This is a genomic window from Azospirillum baldaniorum, assembly GCF_003119195.2.
Classification (GTDB): Bacteria; Pseudomonadota; Alphaproteobacteria; order Azospirillales; family Azospirillaceae; genus Azospirillum; species Azospirillum baldaniorum.
In genome coordinates this window covers 1,715,226-1,740,000 of the sequence record NZ_CP022253.1, presented here as the reverse complement: position 1 = coordinate 1,740,000, position 24,775 = coordinate 1,715,226, and the positions used below count along the sequence as shown (strand labels likewise).

18 protein-coding genes (1 of these 18 running past the window's edge) are annotated in these 24,775 nt (G+C 67.0%); 7 read left to right on the top strand and 11 right to left on the bottom strand.

Annotated elements, in window-relative coordinates; all coding sequences use genetic code 11:
• Together Sp245p_RS08170 and Sp245p_RS08165 are read left to right on the top strand one after the other, a co-directional pair.
• Positions 1–1,918, top strand: partial view of a Pls/PosA family non-ribosomal peptide synthetase gene (locus Sp245p_RS08170; RefSeq protein WP_014240798.1) — the end only. 2,066 nt of this gene lie to the left of the window's left edge; 1,918 of the gene's 3,984 nt are visible here — the last part of the coding sequence; the start codon falls outside the window, past its left edge; it ends in the stop codon at positions 1,916–1,918.
• Positions 1,919–2,156: 238 nt separating this feature from the next.
• On the top strand, positions 2,157–3,791 hold the full coding sequence (locus tag Sp245p_RS08165) for a fumarate hydratase (protein WP_014240797.1): 1,635 nt from the start codon (positions 2,157–2,159) through the stop codon (positions 3,789–3,791).
• 101 nt (positions 3,792–3,892) lie between these two features.
• Here the strand turns inward: Sp245p_RS08165 and der are convergent, their stop codons facing one another.
• The 5 genes from der to Sp245p_RS08140 all read right to left on the bottom strand — a co-directional run bounded on the left by der (position 3,893) and on the right by Sp245p_RS08140 (position 8,932).
• Positions 3,893–5,296 carry a ribosome biogenesis GTPase Der gene (der, locus tag Sp245p_RS08160; protein WP_014240796.1) on the bottom strand — a complete coding sequence of 468 codons (1,404 nt, stop codon included), beginning with the start codon at positions 5,294–5,296 and terminating at the stop codon, positions 3,893–3,895.
• Positions 5,297–5,332: 36 nt separating this feature from the next.
• On the bottom strand, positions 5,333–6,715 hold the full coding sequence (locus Sp245p_RS08155) for an outer membrane protein assembly factor BamB family protein (RefSeq protein ID WP_244947655.1): 1,383 nt from the start codon (positions 6,713–6,715) through the stop codon (positions 5,333–5,335).
• On the bottom strand, positions 6,715–7,359 hold the full coding sequence (locus tag Sp245p_RS08150) for a tetratricopeptide repeat protein (protein ID WP_109138451.1): 645 nt from the start codon (positions 7,357–7,359) through the stop codon (positions 6,715–6,717). Before Sp245p_RS08150 ends, Sp245p_RS08155 begins: the two co-directional genes overlap by 1 nt.
• Positions 7,360–7,530: 171 nt before the next feature.
• Positions 7,531–8,085 carry a thioredoxin family protein gene (locus Sp245p_RS08145; RefSeq protein ID WP_014240793.1) on the bottom strand — a complete coding sequence of 185 codons (555 nt, stop codon included), beginning with the start codon at positions 8,083–8,085 and terminating at the stop codon, positions 7,531–7,533.
• A gap of 199 nt (positions 8,086–8,284) precedes the next feature.
• Positions 8,285–8,932: a response regulator transcription factor gene (locus Sp245p_RS08140; RefSeq protein ID WP_014240792.1), complete on the bottom strand. Its 648-nt coding sequence runs from the start codon at positions 8,930–8,932 to the stop codon at positions 8,285–8,287.
• Positions 8,933–9,710: 778 nt separating this feature from the next.
• Between Sp245p_RS08140 and Sp245p_RS08135 the strand changes: the two genes are divergently transcribed.
• Entirely contained in the window at positions 9,711–10,454 is a 744-nt protein-coding gene (locus Sp245p_RS08135; protein ID WP_237903525.1) for a response regulator transcription factor, read from the top strand.
• Positions 10,455–10,727: 273 nt separating this feature from the next.
• On the opposite strand, the gene Sp245p_RS08130 is transcribed toward Sp245p_RS08135, so the two are convergent.
• Positions 10,728–11,423: a LuxR C-terminal-related transcriptional regulator gene (locus tag Sp245p_RS08130; protein ID WP_014240789.1), complete on the bottom strand. Its 696-nt coding sequence runs from the start codon at positions 11,421–11,423 to the stop codon at positions 10,728–10,730.
• Positions 11,424–11,925: 502 nt separating this feature from the next.
• On the opposite strand from Sp245p_RS08130, the gene Sp245p_RS34850 reads away from it, so the two are divergent.
• Complete coding sequence (locus Sp245p_RS34850) at positions 11,926–12,096, top strand: hypothetical protein (RefSeq protein ID WP_014240785.1); 171 nt, start codon at positions 11,926–11,928, stop codon at positions 12,094–12,096.
• Between the two features lie 106 nt (positions 12,097–12,202).
• On the opposite strand, the gene Sp245p_RS08125 is transcribed toward Sp245p_RS34850, so the two are convergent.
• Positions 12,203–13,807 carry an ATP-binding protein gene (locus Sp245p_RS08125; RefSeq protein ID WP_041811114.1) on the bottom strand — a complete coding sequence of 535 codons (1,605 nt, stop codon included), beginning with the start codon at positions 13,805–13,807 and terminating at the stop codon, positions 12,203–12,205.
• Between the two features lie 333 nt (positions 13,808–14,140).
• On the opposite strand from Sp245p_RS08125, the gene Sp245p_RS08120 reads away from it, so the two are divergent.
• Together Sp245p_RS08120 and Sp245p_RS08115 are read left to right on the top strand one after the other, a co-directional pair.
• Entirely contained in the window at positions 14,141–14,422 is a 282-nt protein-coding gene (locus Sp245p_RS08120; protein WP_129557160.1) for a hypothetical protein, read from the top strand.
• Positions 14,423–14,616: 194 nt separating this feature from the next.
• Positions 14,617–16,461, top strand: a complete 1,845-nt coding sequence (locus Sp245p_RS08115; RefSeq protein WP_041811849.1) for a potassium transporter Kup — start codon at positions 14,617–14,619, stop codon at positions 16,459–16,461.
• A gap of 3 nt (positions 16,462–16,464) precedes the next feature.
• On the opposite strand, the gene Sp245p_RS08110 is transcribed toward Sp245p_RS08115, so the two are convergent.
• The gene (locus Sp245p_RS08110) at positions 16,465–17,283 is read right to left on the bottom strand and encodes an ABC transporter substrate-binding protein (protein WP_244439302.1); all 819 of its coding nucleotides are present in this window, start codon (positions 17,281–17,283) and stop codon (positions 16,465–16,467) included.
• A gap of 139 nt (positions 17,284–17,422) precedes the next feature.
• Between Sp245p_RS08110 and Sp245p_RS08105 the strand changes: the two genes are divergently transcribed.
• Positions 17,423–20,959 (top strand): response regulator, encoded by a 3,537-nt coding sequence (locus tag Sp245p_RS08105; RefSeq protein ID WP_052584267.1) that lies wholly within the window; start codon positions 17,423–17,425, stop codon positions 20,957–20,959.
• A 50-nt stretch (positions 20,960–21,009) separates the two neighbouring features.
• Here Sp245p_RS08105 and Sp245p_RS08100 read toward each other — a convergent pair whose 3' ends face one another.
• From Sp245p_RS08100 to Sp245p_RS08090, 3 genes are all read right to left on the bottom strand, one after another.
• Complete coding sequence (locus Sp245p_RS08100) at positions 21,010–22,317, bottom strand: methyl-accepting chemotaxis protein (RefSeq protein WP_041811113.1); 1,308 nt, start codon at positions 22,315–22,317, stop codon at positions 21,010–21,012.
• Positions 22,292–22,843, bottom strand: coding sequence for a PAS domain-containing protein (locus Sp245p_RS08095; protein ID WP_014240777.1), 552 nt, complete (start codon positions 22,841–22,843; stop codon positions 22,292–22,294). The genes Sp245p_RS08100 and Sp245p_RS08095 overlap by 26 nt, the downstream gene beginning before the upstream one ends.
• 268 nt (positions 22,844–23,111) lie before the next feature.
• Positions 23,112–24,713, bottom strand: a complete 1,602-nt coding sequence (locus Sp245p_RS08090) for a sensor domain-containing diguanylate cyclase (RefSeq protein ID WP_246119752.1) — start codon at positions 24,711–24,713, stop codon at positions 23,112–23,114.
• Positions 24,714–24,775 lie beyond the last annotated feature (62 nt).

Sequence of the window (24,775 nt, the reverse complement as noted above, 5' to 3'; positions counted from 1 at the left end):
GGGCGCCTACTATTACCGCTGGTGGCTGGCGCAGCGCTTCATCAGTCTCGTCCATCTGAAGTGGTTCCAGGGCTCGCCGGTCATGCGGGTCCTCCTGCGCGCGCTCGGCGCCAAGGTGGGCGACGAGGCGCTGATCGGCGAGTTCGAGTCCGGGGCCATCGACCTCGTCACCATCGGGGCCGGTGCCTCGATCGGCGGCAAGGTGAAGCTGGCGAACGCCGAGGTGATCGGCAACGAGCTGGTCATCGGCGCGGTGGAGATCGGCGCCGACGCCTATGTCGGCACCTCCTGCGTCATCGGCATGGACGCGGTGGTCGGTCACGGCACGGAGCTGGCCGACCTGACCGCCCTGCCCGCCGGCGCCCGTACCGGCGCCTATGAGCGCTGGGACGGCTCGCCGGCCCGCCGCGTCGGCAGCGTCGACCGGGCGGAGCTGCCCACCCCGGCGACCGCCGGACGGCTGCGCCGCGGGGTGAACGCCGCCTTCTACACGGCGATGCTGCTGGCCCTGCCGCCGATCTCGCTGATGCCGATCTTCCCGGCCTTCTACCTGTTCGACAATCTGGATGGGGTGCTGGGGTCGGTCTTCGGTGTCAGCTACCTCTATTATCTGCCGCTGATCGCCTGGCCGACCGCCATGGCGCTGGTCGCCGTGACGGTCTGCATGATCGCCGCGGTGCGCTGGATCGTCCTGCCGCGCGTCGAGGCCGGCACCTACTCGGTGCACAGCGGCTTCTACCTGCGCAAATGGATGGTGGCGCTGTCCACCGAGGTGATGCTGGACACCCTCAGCTCGCTCTACGCCACGGTCTACATGCGGGCGTGGTACCGGCTGATGGGCGCCAAGATCGGCAAGGACGCGGAAATCTCCACCAACCTCGCCGGGCGCTACGACCTCGTGGAGATCGGCGAGAAGTGCTTCATCGCCGACGAGGTGGTGCTGGGTGACGAGGACATCCGCCGCGGCTGGATGTTCCTGAAGCCGGTGAAGACCGAGGCGCGCGTGTTCGTCGGCAACGACGCGGTGGTGCCGGCGGGCGCCTGCATCCCCACGGGCTCGCTGATCGGCATCAAGTCGAAGCCGCCCGCCAACGAGGCGATGTCCGCCGGGGAGACATGGTTCGGCAGCCCGCCGATCAAGCTGCCGGTGCGCCAGCGCTTCGACGGGGTCGGCGCCAACTGGACCTACGAGCCGTCCAAGGCCCGCCGTCTGGGCCGCGCGGTGTTCGAGGCCTTCAGCCTGTCGATGCCGACGATGCTGTTCATCACCTTCGGCACGCTGGCCGTCGAGCTGTTCGCCCCGGCCATCTTGGAGCAGCGCTACGCCGCCTTCCTGGCGCAGTTCCTGGCCGTCAGCGTCGCCATCCCGGTGGCGATGGTGGCGATGGTGATCCTGGTGAAGTGGCTGCTGATGGGCCGCTACGCGCCGACCATGAAGCCGATGTGGTCGTGGTGGGCCATGAAGACGGAAGCGGTGGCGGTGCTCTACTGGGGTCTCGCCGGCAAGGTGCTTCTCGACCATCTGCGCGGCACGCCGATGCTGCCCTGGGTGCTGCGCCTGTTCGGCACGAAGTTCGGCGAGGGCGTCTTCATGGACACCACCGACATCACCGAGTTCGACTGCGTCTCGGTCGGCGACCACAGCGCGGTGAACGCCCTGTCGGCCCTGCAGACGCACCTGTACGAGGACCGCGTGATGAAGGTCGGCTGCGTGAAGGTCGGCCGCGGCGTCACCATCGGCGCCGGGTCCACCGTGCTGTACGACACCAGCGTCGGCGATTACGCCCAACTCGGCCCACTGACCCTGGTCATGAAGGGCGAGGAAATCCCGGCCCACACCGAATGGGTCGGCGCCCCGGCGGAACCGGTGGTCGAAGGACAGGCGGAGTTGAACGAACAGTTCAAGAGCGCTGCGTAAGGTCTTGTCCGTGTTGGTGTGTTGCGGCCCGGCATCCAGCGCTTCGGCGATGGGGCCGGGCCGCATCGTTTCCGGGCCGAGGTCAGACCCTTTCCTTAACGCCGCAGGGCGTTCCGTTCCCGTTGTGCAGCGGGCGCAGGGGTGTATAACGGTGCGCGAGCGTGGCCCTGGCCCTTTTGCGCGCTCCAACGCGCCGCATCGGGGCCTGTGACCCAAAAACAGGAAGGAAGCCCCCCGAATGCCCGATGACATCAGCCCCGCCCGCGGCGCTGCGACGCTGTTCCCGCTGGCCAAGGACGACACGACCTACCGCAAGCTGACCTCGGATCACGTTTCGGTCGTCGAGTTCGACGGCGAGCAGATCCTGAAGGTCGAGCCGGAGGGCCTGCGCCTGCTGGCCGAAGAGGCCTTCAAGGACATCAACCACCTGCTGCGTCCCGGCCATCTCGGCCAGATCCGCGCGATCCTCGACGATCCGGAAGCCTCGCCGAATGACAAGTTCGTGGCGCTGGACCTGCTGAAGAACGCCAACATCGCCGCCGCCGGCACGCTGCCCATGTGCCAGGACACCGGCACCGCCATCATCATGGGCAAGAAGGGCCGCCGCGTCTTCACCAAGGGCGGCGACGAGGCCGCGCTGTCGGAAGGCGCCCGCGACGCCTACCTGAAGCGCAACCTGCGCTACAGCCAGCTCGCCCCGATCTCCATGTATGAGGAGAAGAACACCCGCAACAACCTGCCGGGTCAAGTCGAGATCTACGCCGAGGGCGAGGACGCCTACAAGTTCCTGTTCATGGCCAAGGGCGGCGGTTCGGCCAACAAGACCTTCCTGCATCAGGCCACCCCGTCGGTGCTGGCGCCGGACCGGCTGCTGAAGTTCCTCGAGGACAAGATCCGTTACCTCGGCACCTCGGCCTGCCCGCCCTACCACCTCGCCATTGTCATCGGCGGCCTGTCGGCGGAGCAGAATCTGAAAACGGTGAAGCTGGCCTCGGCCCGCTACCTCGACAATCTGCCGACCGAGGGCGGCGAGGACGCGCACGCCTTCCGCGACCTCGCCATGGAGGCGGAGGTGCACAAGCTGACCCAGACCATGGGCATCGGCGCCCAGTTCGGCGGCAAGTACTTCTGCCACGACGTTCGCGTCATCCGCCTGCCGCGCCATGGCGCCTCCATGCCGATCGGCGTCGGCGTGTCCTGCTCGGCCGACCGTCAGGCGGTGGGCAAGATCACCAAGGACGGCATCTTCCTGGAGCAGCTGGAGACCGATCCGGCCAAGTACCTGCCGGAGATCACCGACGGCGATCTGGCCGGCGAGGTGGTGAAGATCGATCTCAACCAGCCGATGAGCGAGATTCTCGCAACGCTGAAGCAGTATCCGATCCGCACGCGCCTGTCGCTGACCGGCCCGCTGATCGTCGCCCGCGACCTCGCCCATGCCAAGCTGCGCGCGCGTCTGGACGCCGGCGAGCCGTTGCCGGACTATTTCAAGAACCACCCCATCTATTACGCCGGTCCAGCCAAGACGCCGGAGGGCTATGCCTCGGGCTCCTTCGGTCCGACGACCGCCGGTCGCATGGACAGCTTCGTGGAGCAGTTCCAGGCGGCGGGCGGCTCGATGGTCATGCTGGCCAAGGGCAACCGCAGCCCGGAAGTGACGGCGGCCTGCAAGACGCACGGCGGCTTCTATCTGGGCTCCATCGGTGGCGCCGCGGCCCGTCTGGCTCAGGACTGCATCAAGAAGGTGGAGTGCGTCGAGTATCCGGAACTCGGCATGGAGGCCATCTGGCGCATCGAGGTCGAGGACTTCCCGGCCTTCATCATCGTCGATGACAAGGGCAACGACTTCTTCAAGGAACTGAAGCTGGCGTAACCGGCAGCTCTCCCCGTCTCCTTCCTCGCCCGGCGGGGAGGGAGACGGGGAGCGCAACGGCTCATGCCATTGAGCGTCAGTAAAACCGACGCTCGACGGCCTCAATCATCCGCGTAAGGGTTCTTCTGCTTCCGCAGCAGAAGCCGCACCGGCACGCCCGGCAGATCGAACGTCTCGCGCAAATGCGCGATCAGATAACGCTGGTAGCTTTCCGGCAGATCGAGCGGCTTGTTCACGAACAGCGCCACCGTCGGCGGACGCGTCTTCACCTGCGTGGCGTAGCGGATCTTCACGCGCCGGCCCTCGACCAGGGGGGGCGGGTGGTGATCCAGCACGCCCTCGATCCAGCGGTTGAGCTGGGCGGTCGGGATGCGGCGGTTCCACTGCCCGTAGGTCGACAGGATCAAATCCAGCAGCGTGTCCAGCTTCTTGCCCTGCAGCGCGGAGATGGTCACGACCTCCACGCCCTTGATCTGGGCCAGAGCGGCCTGGAGCTTGTCCTCGACCTGACGCAGGGCCATGGCGCGGTCGTCCACGGCGTCCCACTTGTTCAGGGCGATGACCAGGGCGCGGCCCTCCTCCACCACCGTGCGGGCAATGGTCAGGTCCTGCTTGTCGAGGATCTGGTTGGCATCGACCACGAGAAGGACGACCTGGGCCATGCGGACGACGCGCAGGGCGTCGGCGACGGCCAGCTTCTCCACCTTGGCGTCGACACGGGCGCGACGGCGCATGCCAGCGGTGTCGACCAGCCGGAACTTGCGGCCGCGCCACTCCCAATCCACGCTGATGGCGTCGCGCGTCATGCCGGCCTCGGGGCCGGTCAGCACGCGCTCTTCACCGATCAGGGCGTTCAGCAGGGTGGACTTGCCGACGTTCGGACGACCGACGATGGCAATCTGGATCGGGCGGGCGCGCTCCTCGTCGGTTTCCGGCTGGTCGCCGACCGGAAGCTCCTCCTCCCCCTCACCCTTGGCGGGGACCGCAGCCTTTTCGACCGCTTCCGGCTCCGGCGGGGCGTAGGGCAGCAGGGCCTCGACCAGATCGGCCATGCCCTCGCCATGCTCCGCCGACAGCGCGAGGGGGTCGCCCAGGCCAAGCTCAAAGGCCTCATAGAGGCCGGTCATCCCCACCTTGCCTTCCGCCTTGTTGGCGACAAGGATGACGGGGGTCTTGCTCTTGCGCAGCAGAGCCGCGAAGTGGCGGTCCAGCGGCGTGATGCCGGTGCGGGCGTCCACAATGAACAGCGCCACGTCGGCGCGTTCCAGGGCGCGTTCGGTCTGGCGGCGCATGCGCGCCTCCAGGCTGTCGTCGGTGACGTCCTCCAGGCCCGCGGTGTCGACCACGGTGAAGGACAGCCCGCCCACACGGGCGGGGGCCGAGCGCCAGTCGCGCGTCACGCCGGGCGTGTCGTCGACCAGCGCCAGCTTCTTGCCGGCCAAACGGTTGAACAGAGTCGATTTGCCGACATTCGGCCGACCGACGAGAGCGACGGTGAAGGACATCGGGCCGGGGGCCTTATAAAGAACCAAGGATGGCGATCAGCGGTACGCCACCAGCGTACCGTTCTCGCCCAGGACATATAGGGTGTTGTTCGCCACGATCGGAGGCAAATAGGTGGAGGCCGGCAGCGAATAGCGGGTCAGCACCTGCCCGTCGGCGGGCGACAGGGCGAGCATCTGGCCGTTCGACCCGGTGACGTAGAGTTTGCCGCCGGCCAGGACCGGACCGGACCAGGTGATCGGCCCCTTCCTGTCCTCCGGATCGGTGAACTGGGCGAGTTGCGCGACCCACCGGGCGTGACCGGCCTGACGGGTCAGGGCGACCAGCTCCGAATCGTTGGTGACGACGAAGAGATAGTCGCCGGCGAGCCAGGGGGTCTGGGTGCCGCCGATCTCGGCTTCCCACAGGCGGATGCCGATGCGCTCGTCGATGGCGACCATTCGGCCGGAATGGCCGATCGCGTAGACGACGCCGCGGTCGATGACCGGCAGGCCGCGGATGTCGGCGAGGCTGCTCAGGGCGCCGCTGCGGCGGATCGCCGCCAGGCTCTCCTGCCACGCCACGCGGCCGTTCTCCGGGCGCAGGCCGTACAGCTCGCCGGAGGAGTAAGGGGCGACGATCAGGGTCGGCGAGGCCGCCGGGCTGACGGCGCCCAGCAGGCCCGCCGTCTCCAGGATGCCCTGGTGCGACCACTGGACGGCACCGTCGGAGGCCGACAGGGCCGTGAGCTGGTTGTCCAGCGTCAGGACGAGGACGCGCCCGCCCTCGACCGTCGGCGCGCCGCGGACCGGGCCCGGTACGCGCTTGCGCCAGATGATCGAGCCGTTGGCGGGATCGAGCGCCACGACCTCGCCGAAGCCGGTGGCCGCGAAGACGCGCCCGTCGGCGAAGGCCACACCGCCGCCGCTGGCGCCGCCGCGCTCCTTCTCCGGCTTGGTGTCGATGCGCCAGAGCTGCCGCCCGGTGCGCTCGTCGAGGGCGGCGACGTGCGAGTCGGCGTCCATGGAGAAGATGCGCCCGTCGGCGATGACCGGAGTCGCCAGAAGCGAACGGGAGCTGCTCGCCCCGGTGCCGACGTCGCCGCGCCACGCCTCGGCGGGCGTGGCCGACAAGGCGAGGTTGCCGCCGGCATGTTCCGGCGTGCCGCCGGGCTGCGCCCAGGCCGGGTTGGCGACGGCGGTCGGCAGGGCGACCGGTGTGCCGACCAGCCGCTGGTCGACCTCGACCTTGCGCTCGCGGGTCAGGACGGACACCCGTTCACCCGGCAGGGGCGGATCGGGGGTCTTGCCGAACCACCCGCTGACGGTGTCGCAGCCGCTGAGCAGCACGGCCAGCAGCGGGGCGGAGAGCAGTGCGGCGCGCAGGGAGCGGCGCTTCGCGGTGGGGTGCGCGGTCGGGACGGCCATGGGAATGCGGGTCATCAGCTCTTGCCGTAGAGGGTGGCGAGATCGGCGGCGCGCGACCGGACGCCGGCCGGAGCCTGCGAGTCGTCGGCCAATTGCTGGAACAGGGTGCGTGCGCGCTCCTTGTCCCCGGCGCGGGCAGCGAGCACGGCGCTCATCTCGCGGGCGGAGAAGCGCCAGGGATTGGCATCCGCCGTCAGCGGCTGGAGCCGCGCCTGGAGCTGGGCCGGATCGCCGGAGTCGAGCTGGTGCATCACCGACAGCAGGGCCGCCAGCTCGCGGTAGACCGCGGCGGCGCCGGCGTTGTTGGACAGCGTGTCGTAAACGGCCACGGCCTCCGCCGTCTTGCCCTCGCGGGCCAGCAGGGCGGCGGCGTTCAACTGGGCCAGCGCGGCCATGCCGGGGTCGGACTTGGCGGCGAAGGCGGCCAGGGCCTCGACGCCCTTGTCCGGCCCCTGGGCGGCCTGGGACAGGGCGGCGGCCAGGGCCGTCGTCCCGCTCTCCTTCTGCGATTGCTGCCAGTTGCGCCAGGCGACCGTGCCGCCCGTCGCGGCGACGACCGCCAGCGCGGCCGCCAGCATGATGCCGCCGTAGCGCTTGAACACGCGCTCCATGCGGTCGCGGCGCAGATCCTCGTCGACTTCGCGGAAAATATCGCTCATGGCTCTACAGCGGCATCCTACGGCACGAAAACCGTTACAGCGGGGATTGCGCCCGCGCGCGGCTGCGGCGGGCGGTTCTGATGGTTCAAAGGGCCGGATAGCATTGGGCGCCGCACGCGGTCAAGGCGCAACGGCGCCCATCCCGGCATTAAGGCCACGCTTGGGGCGGAATCAGGCGGGATTCCGCCATTTGATGGAGCAGCCCATGCTGGGGATCTGGTCGGTCGGCCCCTGCCCCGTCTGGGCGATGCGGACCATTGCGTGAAACAGTTCGCGCGGGGCGTCGGGGATCGGCTCGCGCCTGGAGGCGTCCAGCCGCCCGCGGTACTGCAGGCAAAGGTCGGCGTTGAAGCCGAAGAAGTCGGGCGTGCAGACCGCGCCGTAGGCCCGCGCCACCTCCTGCGTCTCGTCAAGCAGATAGGGAAAGGTGAAGCCATGCTCCGCCGCGAAGCGCTTCATGTTGTCGAAGCCGTCGTCGGGATAGGCGTCGGTGTCGTTGGACATGATGGCGACCGCGCCGATGCCGTGGGCCCGCAGCGCATTGACCTCCTCGACGATTCGCCCGATCACCGCCTTCACGTAAGGGCAATGATTGCAGATGAACATGACCAGTGTGCCGCTCGGTCCCTGGACGTCGGCAAGGCTGTAGGTCTTTCCATCGGTTCCCTTCAGGCTGAAATCCTCCGCCTTCCGGCCGAAGTCGCACACCGGGGTTTCCGCCGCCATCGCTGTCTTTCCTCCTTGTGGGCACTCAGGCACGCCGCCGGCGCGGCGCGGGTACGGGCGTGAGTATATGAGGTGAGGCGAAAGCCGGAATCGAAAAGGCCGCGGCGGCACCTTGTTCGTGCCTGCTCGCGGCCCTGTCGGTCTCCAACCCGGTTTTCCTTGTTTCCCGCCCTGCCCCGTAACCTTCGGACCTGTCCCCTTACGAGGCCATGGCGGCCGCCGCGATCACCGCCTGGGTGCGGTTCTTGACGCCCAGCGACTTGAAGATCGCCGTGACGTGGATCTTGACCGTTCCCTCGGACAGGCCGAGCTCGTAGGCGATCTGCTTGTTCGACTTGCCGGCGCGCAGGCAATCCAGGACTTCGCGCTGGCGCTGGGTCAGGCCGTAGGCGCTGCGGTCCGCACCGTCCAGGCGACCGCGGCGCGGTGCGGCGTCGGAGGCCGCCGTCGCGGCGGTGAGCGCGCCGGGCGGCACGTAGATGCCACCGGAGAAAACGAGGTTCAGCGCGCCCATCATCACCTTGACGCTGCTCGACTTCGGAATGTAGCCGGTGGCCCCGTGGTCGAGCGCGCCACGAATGTCGCTCAGCGCCTCCGAGGCGGAGATCACCACCACCGGAACGCCCGGCTGGAGGCTCTGCACCTCGCGCAGCCCGTCGAAGCCCGGCCAGTTCGGCATGTGCAGGTCCATCAGCACCACGTCGAACCCGCCGCCGACGCGGCATTGCTGAAGAACCTCGTCGAAGGTGCCCGCCTCGACGAAGATCGCGTCCCCGTGAAGCTGCTCCAGAAGACGGCGCAGGCCTTCACGAAAAAGGAGATGGTCGTCACCGATCAGAATTTTCATGGCCCCGTCCGCCTTCGTTTTTCCCGTTGCTTCGGATCAGCCCTCCCCGGACTAACCGGGCCACCCCGTTGGCGATCCAACTACCCTTTCGCCCCGTGGCTTGAAGAACTGCTACCACATTCGGAAGAGAGCCAATATCCGGACAAGGGCCATAGGTCATTTGCGGCGCGGAAGGGCCCTCCGATACAGCGAAGGCCGACTGAACAAAGCAGGAACTATTACCTTTTAACTATTTCTTTGCACGAAAGAAAGGGGAAGCGCAATTTTTTCCATGTTTGGTTGTTCAGGATGCGAACGTCACGATGTCCACCCTGGAAGACATCCGGAGCGCGTGAAGGATCGACGCCCATGATCGAAATGCGTGAAAACCTACCCCATCGGCGCAACACATTGTACGGATGGCCAGTCCTTTTCCTGCGCGAATGCGCCACCTTGCGGCACGTACCTGTACTGGCCTTTCAGCGCGGTCCGTCACAAAAGAGTTATCGCTTGGAGTGATCCGGTCACCATTCAGATGCGCTTGACGATCTTGAGTGATCGTCTATCGTTTGATTTACGTGTTACACGCCTAATTTATAAACTGTTTGTCACAGTGTCAAGTTTTTTTCCAGGTTTGATGGATATATGCCTGAAATTCGATGCAGTCTTTAAATGAAACCACTTAAGCGAAGACACAGAGCGCCGACGCATAGAGAGCACGAGACAAGCCTAAAACACAGGCGGCGATAATGCCCGAAAAGGGCCTGCCGTGGATGCCTCCTCCAAACAGAGCTGACCCATGCAAATGAACCATGAGTACGCCCAAGAGAAAGCATCGCACTCGACCCGCAACGCGGTGACCCCCATGCACGTCTGCCTGATTCTCGACAACAATTCCCTGACCGACACCGTGGTGCAGGCGCTCGACCGGGCCGGTCGCCATCGTGTGACCGTCTTCCACGACATATCGGAACTGACGCAGAGCACGCTGACGCCCGATGCGATCCTGATCGGCCTTCAGCAGTTCACCGCGCTGCGCGAGAACGAACCGATGGTGTATCTGCGGCTGTCACGCCGGTCGCGGATCGTCGTGGTGCTGTCGTCGCGGGAGTTGCTGGACGCCGCACACATCCTGGCCTTCGCCGATGCGTGGGTGTTCGAGGACATCAACGTGGACCGCATCAACGAGCTGCTGGACCTGGGGCTGGAAGGGCACTGTCTGATGCCCAAGCAGTTCCTGTCCCGGCTGGGTGTCGATGAGATTCGGCTGACCCTGCTGCCGCGGCTGTCGGAACCGGAGTTCGAAACCCTGCGCCTGCTTGGCCAGGGACTGAACAACCGGACGATCGCCAACCAGCTCGATCTGTCCGAGGCGGTGATCAAGTCGATGGTGCGCAGTGTCCTGTCCAAGCTGCACTTCCGCAACAGAACGGAGGCCGGCGTCTTCGCCGCGCGACAGCAGGGCGCGTTGCAATCCGCCCGGGAAGGCATGGTGCCGCCGCATATGCACGCGGCCCCGGCCCAACGGACCGGCACGTCCTGACGCATCGTCGGACGCGTTCCACCCTGATCAATCGAAAGAATCCCGGCCACCGTGCCGGGATATTTTCTGTCTGCGCAATGGGGGCGTGTTTGGGGATGGACGCTTCGCGCAATCCTCCGTCCGCACGGCTGTCCGCACGGCGGAAGCCTCCCGGACGCACGCCGGCCAGTTCCCTGGGACCCGCGCGGAAACGCCGGACCGGCCGGCCACCCCGAACGGGTATGGCTGGCCGGTCCGGCGCCTGCACCGGTGGGAACAACCGCGGGAGTGCGGTTACTGGTGGACCGCCGCCGCGGTCACAGCGCCGGCGGCGCCGGCCAACTCTCCGCCGATGCCGTTGTTCAGCGCCCAGATCGCCGCCTGGGTGCGGTTGGAGGCGTTGATCTTGCGCAGCAGGCTTTTCAAATGAACCTTCACCGTCGCTTCGGTGATGTTCAGATGGTTGGCGATCATCTTGTTGCTGTCGCCGTTCAGCAGGCAGCGCAGGATCTGCACCTCCCGCTGCGACAAGCCCTTGCGCGACACCGGCATGTCGGTGCCGTTCCCGTTCACGCGGCCGGAAATCAGCAGGGCGGCGAGATGGGTCGGGAACACCTTCTCGCCCATCATCACGAGGCGCAGGGACTGGGCCAGCGCATCGGAGGAGAGGTCCTTCATCAGATAACCATCCGCTCCGGCCTCCAGCGCGTTGGCGAGGCGGCGGGTGCACAGGTCGCTGGTCAGGATGACCATGCGCGCGTCGGGAAGCTGAGCGCGCAGCCGCCGCATGCCGTCGGCCTCCTCCTCACCCCCGTTCACCAGATCGAGCAGGATGAGCTGCGGGCGCAATCCGTTCTCGACGGAGTTCAGCGCCTCGCGCAGGTTCCCCGCCTCGGCGGCGATCTGAAAAGGTGAATCGTCGAGAAGCCTCTTCAGGCCTTCGCGGAACAGCTTATTGGAGTCGATCAGAAAAGCACGCACTGGTTCCATTGGTCAGCTCCCGCGATTTTTGGAAAATTGCTCTGACTCCCTGGGCAATCTTGTAGGCTACCAATCACCCGAGGTTTCCCCACCCGTGCCCCACCGATGGCATTGACGTGCCGATATTTTGGATGACCTTACCCCTGTGTCGTGCAACACGGTACCACTCTGTGGGATTAAAAGAAGAACGCATTGGGCATATGCGCAAAGCTACTTTTAATCATGGATTACCGCATCTCTTTTAAAGTATCCACCACCCCCAATCGAATGGATACTTTCTGTATTTTCTACCACTTTCTTGCAGACAGCCGCACGCTTTGGATGCGTGAGGGTGGCTCCCGGTTCATGTGGGTTGCCAAAAGTTCCCGACCCAAAACGGACAGGAGGCACTCATGCCAAAGAAGCGCATCCACCCCTTGTCGCGTGCGTCCTATGATCGCTACCGCCCTTTCACCGTAGGTCATAGCACCATGCGGGAGGAGCGTTTCCAACGGATAGGGTGAACGGGGCGATGTGGACGATGATCGGGGCGGCGGCCGCCGGCTACCTGCTGCTTCTGGCCCGAAGCGCCTGGAAACAGGGCGAAATGCGCCAGTTCCTGCGCAGCCTCGCCATCGTGGCCGCCCTGTGCGGGCTGGTCGCCGGGGCGGTCCTGTTGGCGATGCTGCTCGACTTGCGCTGACCGTCGGGGAGGAGGACGCAAGGCATGATCCCGGAACGCACAAAGGCCCCTCCCCGCCTGACGGCGGAAAGGGGCCTCCCCGGACCGGTCTGCCGTGGATGGACGGTCAGATCTGGCCGCGCTCGTGGGCCTGCCGCATCAGCACGTATTGGCGCATCATCTGATTGCGGAAGCGGTAGCGGGTCCAACCCGGCTCGACCACCGGAGCCAGGACTCCGCCATACTCCTCGCGGCAGAGCCGCTCCAGAATGCCGAGCGCCTCTTTGGTCGGCGGGGCGCCGCCCGGTCCGGCCAGTTCCTTCGGATCGAAGGTTCCATAGGCGTCCGCCGGGCACAGCGCGCAGGCCAGCAGAACATCCTCCAGCTCGGCGCGGCGTTCGGCGGCCAGCGCCCGGGCGTAGGAGTCGACGATGCCGCGCTCCGCCTCCTGGAGGCAGCGGGTGACGGCATAGGCGAGATCGTCCCGCTCCACCACCGTCGAACCGCGGCTGACCGCGCTGCGGGCGGCGTGCAGGCCGAGAAGCTGGGCATAATAAGGCAGACCGCGGACGAATTCGCAGATGCGGTCCACGGCTTCCGGCGCGAAGGCGATTCCGGCGTTCTCCGCCCCCGCGTTGATGAGGCGCCCGATCTCCACGTCGGTCATCAACGGCAGATGCACCGGCACCAGCGAGCGCTGGATCGACGGATGCTTGCCCAGGAGCTGGTCCAGGTTCTCCGCCACGCCGACCACCAGCAGCGTCACCGGGATCGAGCTGTCGGTCAGGTTCTTGAACAGCTCGGCCAGCTTGTTGCGGAAATCCTCGTCGGTGACGCGATCATACTCGTCGAGGATCAGCAGCACATGGGTGGCGTGGATGCCGGCCAGCACCTCGTTCAGCTCCGTCACGCTGAATCCGCCCTCGGGCAGCAGCTCGTTGAAGCTGGTGAAGCTGCGGCGCGAGGCGAAGGGGTTGTCGATCCCCGACCGGTAATAGGTGGAGGGGATCTTCTTCAGGAAATGACGGAAGATGTCCTCGAAGCTCAGCTCCGCGCTGCAGGTCAGTTTCAGCGAGAGGTAGCCGGCCTGGCCGGCGATCTTCTCGATGGCGTTGGCGACGGAGGTCTTGCCGCGGCCCCGGTCGCCGAACAGGATGACGTGCGCCCGCTCCTCCTCGATGGCGGAGATGATGCGCTTCAGCGTGTCGGTCCGGCCGATGAACAGCGAGTTCAGCTGCTGCTTGGGCCGCGTCGGCGTGAAGGCCTCGCGCAGCAGACCGTTCAGTTCGGGAGTAAGCCCCTTCAGCATGGCCGGTGCACCGACCGCTCCCGGCCCACGCAGCCCGCCGTTCACGGTCATCGTGAAACGCGGCAGCTCCGTGTCGGCGGACGGCTGGCCACGCTGGGCGCCCAATCCACCACCAAACCCGCCACCAAGCGGGCTGTTCAGCGGATCATGACGCAATCCGGACGGGCCGCGCATGGTCTCGCCCAAACCGCCACCAAGACCGCCGCCGCCAAGGCCACCGCCCTCGGGACCACCGACCGGCCGCAGATGCGGCGCCGGACGGCCCGCGAGCGGGCTCTGGGATTGCATCGGCGGGTGGCCATGAGCCGCATTGCCCGGGGTGGAGCCCGGTCCGGCCGCTCCACCGCCCGTGATGCCGCCGCCCATGGACATCCGGTCATCCGCATCGGCGGTCGCCCGCCGCTTCCGAAAGAAGTTTCGCATCCGTCCCGATCCCAGAATTCCGCGTTGTCGTCACCAGCCGGCCTTGGCCGGTGGCCTGATCGTCGCGTCGCCCGCCCCGCTCCGGCTGGCCCCGGCTTGGCAGGAGTTGCCCGGCGGCTGCGGTGAACGCATTCCGGATGTAAGCGATGCATCGCCAACGGTTGCCTGGGATTTCGGATTATTATCCGGAGGAGGTCCAACCCTTATGGCGACTCCTTTCGGGAGGGGGCGGCGCCTCAAAAGCCGGCGGCGTGGCCCAGCAGAGTCCAGACGAACAGGGTGCCGAACAGGGCCGTCAGCCCGGCGAGTTCACGCAGGAAAACCAGGATCGACATGGACGTCCTCCTTCATCGGTTGCCGCCGCGGCGCCGCGCGGCGTTGACGTGCGGCCAGGGCTTCGATGAAGAAACCGTATCAGAACAAAACATGAACAACAAGCGGCGCGTCCCATATTTGTTCTGTTCGGCGGCATCATCGCGCACCGACCGTGCACTGGCCTGCGCATTGCCCGTGCATCGACCCGTGACGCCGGGCGCGAAGAAGCCCGCCGGCTTCAACGTTGTGGCTGGCGGCCCCGCACCACCGGAACCATATGGTCTTGTGGTGAGCGGTTGATGTAAGGAGAAGGTTCGCGGCCGAAGCGTTCCGCCCGCAAGGAGGGACCCCCGACACCGGACCGCGATCCGAACGAACGGACCATCATGGACAGCGCCAACCAGCAAACCGGCGACGGACCGAACGGCGCCGCTCCGGCCGCCAACCCCGCTCCCAGTTCCACTCCCCCGGGCCACCCCCCTCAAGCCAACCGCATGCCTGCCCTCGTCCTGGGGGCGCTAGGCGTGGTCTACGGCGACATCGGGACCAGCCCGCTCTACACCATGCGGGAGTCCTTCACCCACACCGGCCTGCCGCTCGACGAGCCGACCATCCTCGGCATCCTGTCGCTGGCGACCTGGGCGCTCATCATCGTCGTGACGCTGAAATACGTCCTGCTCGTCATGCGGGCGGACAACAAGGGCGAGGGCGGTGTCCTGGCCCTGGGCACGCTGGCCCATCGCGGGCTCAGTTCCAGGGCGGGCAACCGCGCCATCATGGCGCTGGCGATCCTGGGCATGGCCCTGTTCTACGGCGACAGCCTGATCACCCCGGCCATCTCGGTGCTGAGCGCGGTGGAAGGGCTGAAGGTCGTCACCCCTGCCCTGTCCCCCTACATCGTTCCGATCACGCTGGCGGTCCTCACCCTGCTGTTCCTGTTCCAACGGCAGGGAACCGGCCGGGTCGGCATCTTCTTCGGCCCGATCATGGGGGTGTGGTTCGCCACGCTGGCGGTGCTGGGCCTGATGCAGGTGATGCATTGGCCGGACGTTCTGCGCGCCTTCAACCCGCTGTACGGGGCGGCGCTGTTCGTCGACCATGGCTGGGTGGCCTTCCTGACACTCGGCGCCGTGGTCCTGGCGGTCACCGGGGCCGAGGCGCTCTACGCCGACATGGGCCATTTCGGGCGGGCGCCGATCCGCATCGCCTGGCTCTACCTCGTCCTGCCGGCGTTGCTGCTGAACTATTTCGGGCAGGGCGCCATGCTGCTGCACCAGCCGGAGACGCTGGAGAATCCCTTCTTCCATCTGGCGCCGGACTGGGCGCAACTGCCCCTGGTCCTGCTGTCCACGGCGGCCACGGTCATCGCCAGCCAGGCGGTGATCTCCGGTGCCTTCTCGCTGACCCGGCAGGCCGTGCAGCTCGGCTACCTGCCGCGGCGCGAGATCCGTCACACGTCCGAGCATGAGGTTGGCCAAGTCTACATCCCGCGCAACAACTGGCTGCTGCTGATCGGTGTGGTGATCCTGGTGATCGGCTTCGGGTCCAGCAGCAATCTGGCCGCCGCCTACGGCGTGTCGGTGACGGGGGCCATGGCCATCGACACCATCCTGGCCGCGGTGGTGGCGTGGCGGCTGTGGCGCTGGAACCCCGTGCTGGTCGTGGCCGCCTTCTCCACGCTGCTGGTGATCGATCTCGCGCTGTTCGGGGCGACCCTGCTGAAGGTGCCGGACGGCGGCTGGTTCCCGCTGCTGATCGCCGCGGCGGTCTACACGCTGATGACCACATGGCGCCGGGGCCGCCGCATCCTGGCCGAGCGGCTCTACGCCGACGCCCTGCCGATGGACCTGTTCCTGCAGCGCGTCTCGCCGCAGTCGCCGCAGCGCGTCGCCGGGACCGCCGTCTTCATGACCGGCAACCCCGACGTCGTCCCCCACGCCCTTCTGCACAACATCAAGCACAACCGGGTGCTGCACGAGCGGGTGGTCGTCATGACCGTGATCATGGAGGAGGTGCCCCGCGTCTCCCCGGACCGCGCCGTTCTGGTGGAGAAGCTGGGCAAGGGCTTCTTCCGCGTGGTGCTGCGCTTCGGCTACCTGGAACAGCCGCACATTCCCCGCGCGCTGGAGCGATGCCGCCGCTTCGGGCTGCATCTGGACATGATGGAGACGTCGTTCTTCCTGGGCCGCGAGACGCTGATCCCGTCGCGGTCCACCGGCCTGCCGGGCTGGCGCGAGCCGGCCTTCATCCTTCTGTCGAAAACGGCCCTGTCGGCGACGGAATTCTTCTGCATCCCGCCGGGCCGCGTGGTCGAACTCGGCACGCAGGTCGAGATCTGACGGTCAGTCCCGCGCCACGATGGGTGTGAGGCGGAATCGTGCGGCGGCGGCCTCAAGCCGCCCGTCGCGCTTGACCGCGTCGACGAACCGGTTGACCCGGTCCAGCCACAGCGGGTCCCCCGGCGCCACGGCGTAGGCGTAGGGTGTGGTCTGCACCGGATTTTCCGGGGCGATCAGGTGCGCCCACTGGTGAAAGGCGAGCATCCGCTGGCCATAGGGGTAATCGGTGAGAAAGGCGTCGGCGCGTCCCGACTGGACCTCCTCCTCCCGCTCCAGAGGGCCGGAGACGATGCGGACGCTGGCCTTGCGGAAGGCGAGGCTGGCGTAGTCGTCCATGACGGTGCCCTTCTGAACCGCCACCACCATGCCGTCCTGGTCCAGATCGTCCCACCGCAGGATGCGCGGGTGCGTCTGGGAGGATACGGCGTAGATTCCGCTGCGCAGGTAGGGCTGGCTGAAGGCGATTTTCTCGGCACGGGCCGCCGTGACCCCGATGCCGAACATGCCGATGTCGCATCGGTCGCTCAGCAGATCAGCGACGAAATTCGGAAAGCCGCTTTCCACGAAGCTCACCCGCGCGCCCAGATCGTGGGCGAAGGCCCGCGCCATGTCGATGTCGAGGCCCTGGAGTTCCCCGCTGTATGAGCTGCGGAAGGAAATGGCGTAATAGTCCGGCCAGATGCACACGCGCAGCAGCCCGTTGCGCTGCACCCGGTCAAGCCGGCTTTCCGCCCGGACCGGCGCCGCTCCGGACACTAGGAACACCGACTGCAGTGCCGCGTGAAGCGCCAGCGCCGTCAGTGCGATGGAAAGACGCCGCACGACCTCGGACTCCCGAACCATCCCCAATGACCGCGACAGGATAGCACTGCGCCCTCGTGAAGCACAGCGCATGCTTGCGATTCGCCTGCCCGCTGTTAAGATTCGCGGGACATCAGCACACCGCACGGAGCCACGCGTGATGGCCAAGCTTGCCCTGTTCCAGCATCGGGGCGCCCTTCTCGCGTTGGCCTTCTTGTCGGTGATGGCCCTTGTGTTCGAGGTCGCCTACGACGTCCACGCCGACCGCGCCCTGGCGTTGAAGAAAGCCGCGGAGAGCATCGACAATCTGGCAAGTGCCCTGGAGGCCTCGGTCAGCCGAACGGTCCAGGCGGTGGACGTGACGCTGGCCTCGGTGGGCGAGACGGCCAGCATCGGCAATCTGTTGCACGGCCAGCCCATGGAAGGCCGGGAAGGATCATCGCCCCAGCCGCTCCAGGAACGGCTGCGCCGGTCGCCGCACCTTCGCGGCCTGTCCGTGCTCGACCGCCGGGGCGTTCTGGTGGCGACCACGGAAGATTCCCGTCTGCTCGGCTCCTCCTTCGCGGAGATGGATCTGTTTCGCAGCCAACTGTCCGGGCAAAGCCAGGGTCTTTACATCGGCGCCCCGGCGCGCGGACGGTTTCTGGCGCCGGCTGGTGCTGCGGACGACCGGTCCGGCAAATGGGTCCTGCCGATGAGCCGGGCGATCCGTGGAGCGGATGGGACGCTTCTCGGGGTCGCCGTCGCCTCGGTCAATCCTGAATATCTCCAGAGCATTTTCCGTGCGGTGCGAAACGGGCTCCACGGCACGGCGTCGCTCTACCGCCGGGACGGATTGCTTCTGGCCCAGCTTCCCCAGGACGGGACGGACGGCATCGGCACGCTGATGGCCGGGGCGGAGCTGTTCCGCGTCCATCTTCCCATGTCGGAAGGCGGCGTGTTCCACGAAACCGGCCGGGACGGTCAGGAGCGCATCACCGCCTACCGCGCCACGCCGATCTGGCCGTTGGTTCTGGCGATCAGCCGCAGCGAGGACGAGGAACTGGCGGGTTGGTGGACGAACCAGATGGAGATTGCCGGGGTCGCGCTGGGCGCCAGCCTGGTCATCCTGCTGTTCGCCACCGCGCTGACCCTGCTGCGCCGCAAGGACGCCCAGCTTGAAGACGGCAACGCCCGTTTCAACGCGCTTCTGGAAACCGCCGTCGAAGGCATTCTTACGGCGCGGTCGGATGGCATGATCGAGACCGCGAACACCGCGGCCCACCGCATCTTCGGCTACCCGCCCGGCAACCTGATCGGGCGTCATGTTCAGGAGTTGATGGAGCCGCAGCACCACCCGACCCACAGCCGCGTCATGGAGGCCATCGCCGCCGGCGCCCGACGGATCGGCCCGAACTACACGCGGGAGGTGAACGGGCTGCGGATGGATGGCGAGGTGTTCCCCCTCGACCTGTCCCTGGCCGAAGTGCAGACGCAGCACGGCGTCCTCTTCGCCGCCTTCTTCCGCGATATGTCGGAGCGCAAGCGGGTCGAGCGGGCACTGACCGAGGCCAAGGAGAAGGCCGAGGCCGGGCAGCGCAGCAAGATGGAATTCCTGGCAACCATGAGCCACGAGATCCGGACGCCCATGAACGGGGTGATCGGCATGGCCGGGCTTCTCCAGGAAACCCACCTGGACGAGGAGCAGCGCGGCTACGCCGACACCATTCGCGACTCCGCGGAATCGCTGCTGACCATCATCAACGACATCCTGGACTTCTCCAAGATCGATGCCGGGCGCCTCACCTTGGAGGTGTCGGACTTCGAAGCCGTGCCGCTGGTCGAAAGCGTGGTGGAACTGCTGGCTCCGCGCGCCACCGCCAAGGGCCTGGAACTGGCTTGCTACGTCCCGCCGGCCTTGCACGGACCGTTGCGCGGCGATCCTGGACGCCTGCGCCAGATCCTCATCAATCTTGCCGGCAACGCGGTCAAGTTCACCGACCAAGGCAGCGTGACCATCGTGCTGTCGGTGGAACAGGATGACGCCGCCGGTCCTGATGACCGACCGGAACCGGGGGACTCCCTGGTCCCGGCCCCGCACGAGACGCCGGTGACCATTCGTTTCGAGGTGAGGGACACCGGCATCGGCATCGCCGCGGCGGACCACAAGCGTCTCTTCACGATGTTCAGTCAGGTGGACGGGTCGTCGGCCCGGCGCCACGGCGGAACGGGTCTCGGCCTCGCCATCTGCAAGCGGCTCGCGGAACTGATGGGCGGGCGGATCGGCGTTCACAGCTTGCCCGGCGAGGGAAGCGTCTTCTGGGTCGTCATTCCATTGTGGCGCGGCACGCCGACGGACGCCGCATCCGCGCCGCAAGCGCCGGGCGCCTGGACCGGGCGGCGCATTCTTCTGGTGGACGATCTGGCGGTGAACCGCGATCTGCTCGCCCGTCAGCTCGCCGCGATGGGCCTGGAGACCGAGTCCGCAGCAACGGGAGAGGACGCCCTTAACCGGCTTCTGAGGGCGCACGCCACGGGCCGGTCGTTCGACGCCGCCATTCTCGATCATTGCATGCCGGGCCTGACCGGGCCGGAGTTGGCCGCTCGCATCCGCGCCGTACCGGCGCTGGCCGACCTGCCTCTGGCGTTGGCCACTTCCCATCGCATGGGCGAGACGGAGGAGGAAGCCGCCGTCGTCGATGTGCGGATCGTCAAGCCCATCCGGTCCACGGCGCTGCGCACCGCGGTGTCGCGTCTGTTCGCCACGCGGGCACCCGGGGCTGCGCGGCCGGATGCGGTCCCCGCCGACAGCAAGTTGGACGTCTCACCGCCACCGTCCCCACGCTCGGGCGGGCCTTCGGCCGTACCGACACCGCCCGGCGCCCCCTTGACCGGTACGGCCCGCCGCCGCATCCTGGTGGCGGAGGACAATCCGGTGAACCTTCAGGTCACGCTGGCCTTGCTGCGCCGGGCCGGCCACGCGGTCGATTCCGTGTCGAACGGTCTGGAGGCGGTCAACGCCGTCGCCGCCTTGCCCTACGACCTCGTCCTGATGGACGTGCAGATGCCGGAGATGGACGGTCTGGCGGCGACCCGGGCGATCCGCCGGATGGGGGGGATCGCCGCCCGTGTTCCCATCGTCGCCATGACCGCCAACGTCATGGAAGGCGACCAGGCCATCTGTCTGGCGGCGGGGATGGATGATTACCTGCCCAAGCCCATTGTGGCGGACCAACTCCTGCAGACCGTCGCGCGATGGAGCGGCCTTCCGCGAGGAAGCGGCCCCACGCCCCGGAAGCCGTCGCCGGAGACCGAGAGCCCGCCGCAGCGAATCGACCACGCCAAACGCCAGGACTTGCGCGACGCGCTTGGCGACGAAGGATTCGGCCTGTTGATGGACACGTTCCTTCGCGAAGCGCCGGGCCATCTCGACCGCTTGCGGCGGGGGGCCCAGGACGGCGATTTCCCGGCCGTGGAACGCGAGGCCCATATCCTCAAGGGTTCCGCGGGCAATGTCGGCTTCGCTCATGCCTCCGCGCTGGCCGGAGGATTGGTCGCCGCGGCCCGCCGCGGGGATGCCGTCGGTATCGGCAGCGATCGCATCCAGGCCTTGGAGGCCGCACTCAAGGACGCCGAGCGGGCCTGCACACAGTCAAACGATGTGCGGGCCGGGGTGGAGATGAAGGGGCTGCCGATGGGCGCGTCCGCGGACAAATAAACTCGCCCGGAACCACCCTCACGCAGCGGCGGGACAGCCCTCGCCGGTCCTCAACGCTGCCCGCCGCAAACGCGCGCGACGAAGTTGTCGATGTCGCCGTTCAAGGTCACGGCGCGGCGCGCCAACTCGCCGGCGGAGGACAGGACCTGGCTGGCGGCGGCGCTGGCGTCCTGGGCGCCGGAAGACACGCTCGTCACCGCGTCGGCAACGGTGCGCACGCCGGCCGACGCCTCGCGGATGGAGCGGCTGATCTCGTCGATGGCCGCGCTCTGCTGTTCGGCAGCGCCGGCGATGCCCACCGCGATCTCGTCGATGTCATGGATCATGCCGCCGACATGCTGGATCACCGCCGCCGTGTCGCGGGTCACCGACTGGACCTGGGTGATCTGGGCGGTGATGTCCTCCGTCGCCTTGGCGGTCTGGTTGGCGAGGTTCTTCACCTCCGTCGCGACCACGGCGAACCCCTTGCCGGCCTCCCCGGCCCGTGCCGCCTCGATCGTGGCGTTGAGGGCCAGCAGATTGGTCTGGCTGGCGATGTCGTTGATGAGTTGCACCACCGCGCCGATCTGATCGGAGGCGGCCAGCAGGGAACGGATGGTGGCGTCGGCTTCCCGCACCTTCTCCACCGAACTGCGGGCGAGATCGGCGGTGCGGGAGACACCCTGGGCCACCTCGCCGATGGCCCCCGATACCTCACCGGTCGCCGCGGCCACGCCGTCCACGTTCGAAGACACCTGCTCGGCGGCGGAGGCCGCGGAGAAGGACTGCTCGCTGGCCGTGGCGGCGGTCGCCGTCATGGCGGTGGAGGACGCTTCGAGCTGGGCGGCGCTGGCCGACAGGCTCTGCGCCACCTCCTTGATGTTGGCGCCGATGCGGGTCGCGCTCTCGACGAACTCGCGGCTCTTGCCGTCCATGGCCGCCAGCCCGTCGTTGATCTGGCGGGCGTAGGCACCGAATTCACCGACCATGCCGGTCATCACGATGCGCCGGTAGTATTGTCCCTCCGCCGCGTGCTGCATGGCGGCGTTGGCCTCCTTGCCGAAGGATTCGACGCGGTCGAGCAGGCGGTTGATGGTCCGCAGCATGTCGGCGATCGAGCTGGCGCCGTGGATGTTCAGGATGCGTGGCTGAAGGTCGCCCTTCTCGGCCGCGGCGATGACCGTGCTGGCCTTCCGGATGGTCCGGTTGGTGAGCACCAGCCAGCGGATCGCGGCAAGACAGGGAAGAACCGCCAGCAGGCCCAGCAGGGCGGCGATGGCGTCGCCGGTGGCGAGACCGTACACCGCCTGCGCCCCCGACATCAGGGCGGCCAAAGCGGCGGCGGCGAGCGATTTAGAGACTGAAGACAAACTCGTCATAGCTCGTGCCCTTGTCGCGCAGGAGTTTTTCCAGCATGGCACCGGAGGCCGCCATGGCCGCGTTCCGGTCGGCGTGGCGCGCCTCTTCCGCCCGCAGCGCGGCGTAGAGGCCCGCCGCCGCCTCCACCGCGGGACGCGCCGGCACGCGCCGGCTCGAATGGTAGCCGGTGATGGTCCGCCCGTTTCCGCTGTCCGGATTGCCGAAAACCGGCGTGACATGGGCGAACACCCAATAATGGTCGCCGTCCTTCGCCCGGTTGATGACATAGGCGAAGATTTCGCTTCCGGCCTCGATGCGGGTCCACAGCAGCTTGTAGACGCAGCGCGGCATGTCGGAATGGCGGACGATGTTGTGGGGTTGCCCCAGCAACTCCGCTTCGCTGTAACCGCTGATGCGCAGGAACACGTCGTTGGCGTAGGTGATGCGGCCCTTGAGATCCGTCTTCGAGACGATGATCTCATCCCGGTGAAAGGTCCGCTCCCGCCCGGTCAGGGAACCATGTATGCCGCCCGTGCCGACCGCCATGACCGTCCGCCTTTCAAACGCCGGTGAACACAATCACCCGACAAACAGGTCACCAACCCAACCGTTGGTAATATCTTCTGCCCTCGACTCATAGCGTACGTAATAATTGGATGGCTTTAAAAACGAGCGGCGCTCAGCTGCGACAAATTGTACCACATGCGTCACGCGCATAAGTGGTTGAATCGGAGCGAACGATACGGAGTCCAAAGAGAAAAACCAGATCCATCCGTGAACAAATTTGGATCGATTTTCTCTCCGAGATGGTGGATCACATGCCCGGTTCGTAGACCACGACGCGATTCCGGCCCTCGCGCTTGGCCCGGTAGAGGGCGAGGTCGGCCCGGTGAATCGCCTTTTCCAGCGTGTCGTAGGAACCGTCCAGTGCCGAGATGCCGATGCTGCTGGTCAAATGAAACCGGCCTTCCGGCCCGGGAATGGCCATGCGCGACAGATGGCGGCGCACCCGTTCCGCCACCACGCGGGATTCCTCTGCGGTGGCGCCGGGCAGGACCACCACGAACTCCTCGCCGCCGAGCCGACCGAGAATGTCGTATTCGCGCAGGATGGCCTGACAGCCGCCGGCCACCATGCGCAGGGCGTCGTCGCCGGTGGCGTGGCCGTAGCTGTCGTTGATGCGCTTGAAATGGTCCACGTCCAGAACGAAGACCGACATCGGCTCGCTGAAGCGGTGGGCGCGGGCCAGTTGCGAGCGCGCCAGTTCCATGAAGGAACGCCGGTTGTAGATTCCCGTCAGAGGATCGCGGGACGCCATGTCGCGCAGCGCCTCCTCCATGTTCCGGCGGTCGGTGTAGTCGTAGATCCAGGCGAGATTCACCTGAACGCCCTGGATCACCGCCTGGTTGACCGTGAACAGCGTCCAAAAGGACGACCCGTCGGCCCGGCGGAACTGCACCTCCATGTTGGTCACCGACCCGTAGGAGCGCAGACGATCGATGACCCGCTCACGCTGGTGCCGGTCCAGATAATAGTCGCGCGCCTGCCGGCCGATCAGATCCTCGCGCTTCAAACCGATCAGCTCGGCGAAGCGGGTGTTGACGAAGATGATCTTGCCGTCGTCGCGGCGCGACACCGACACGCCGATCGGGCTCTGCTCCAGGATCGCCTGAAGCCGCTCCTCGCTGGGCAGCCCTTCGGTCAGGTCGTGGATCACGCCGACGATGCCGCCCAGGTTTCCGGTGCTGTCGCAGAAGACGGCCTTGGTCAGGCTGGACAGGCGGGTGGTGCCGCCGACGAAGGGAACCGCCTCCTCGTAGCTGCGCTGGCCCCAATTGACGGTCAGTTCGCGGTCCTGGTCGGCGTGCGCCTTGGCGATGCGCGGGTCCATCACGGCGAAGGCGGTTTTGGCGACGATGCTGCGGCGCTCCAGGCCGGTGTAGCGTTCGAAGGCGTCGTTGCAGTCCGTGTACTCACCGGCCGCGTTCTTCACGAAAACGGGAACCGGCAGCGTTTCGAACAGCACCTCCTTCATCAGGAGCTGATCGCGCAGCGCCGCCTGCGCCTGCCGGTGGTGACTGACGTCGGTGTAGACGCGCAGCGACCGCCGCTCGCCCAGCGGGCCTGTGGTGGGACCGACCGACTCAGCCACCCAGACGGTTGCACCGTCCTGGCAGCGCAATCGCCGTTCACCCGGCGCGTCCGGCAACGCCGGGAGATTGGCATCGTCCGGCTCCAGCGCCGCAAGGTCGAGACCGGTCAGGCCACCGGGAGGGTAGCGCAGCAGACCGTGCAGGGCTGGGTTGGCGTACAGGATGGTCCCTGCGTCCGTGGTGACGCAGACCCCCGTCGGCAGCGTGTCGAACACACGCCACAGCGCAACACGGGTTTCCTCCGCATCCCCAGAAGAACTCATCGAACCAACCGAATCCAGCATGGCCCCCACAGCGTCATGGAAGATTCTTGCGCCACGATAGG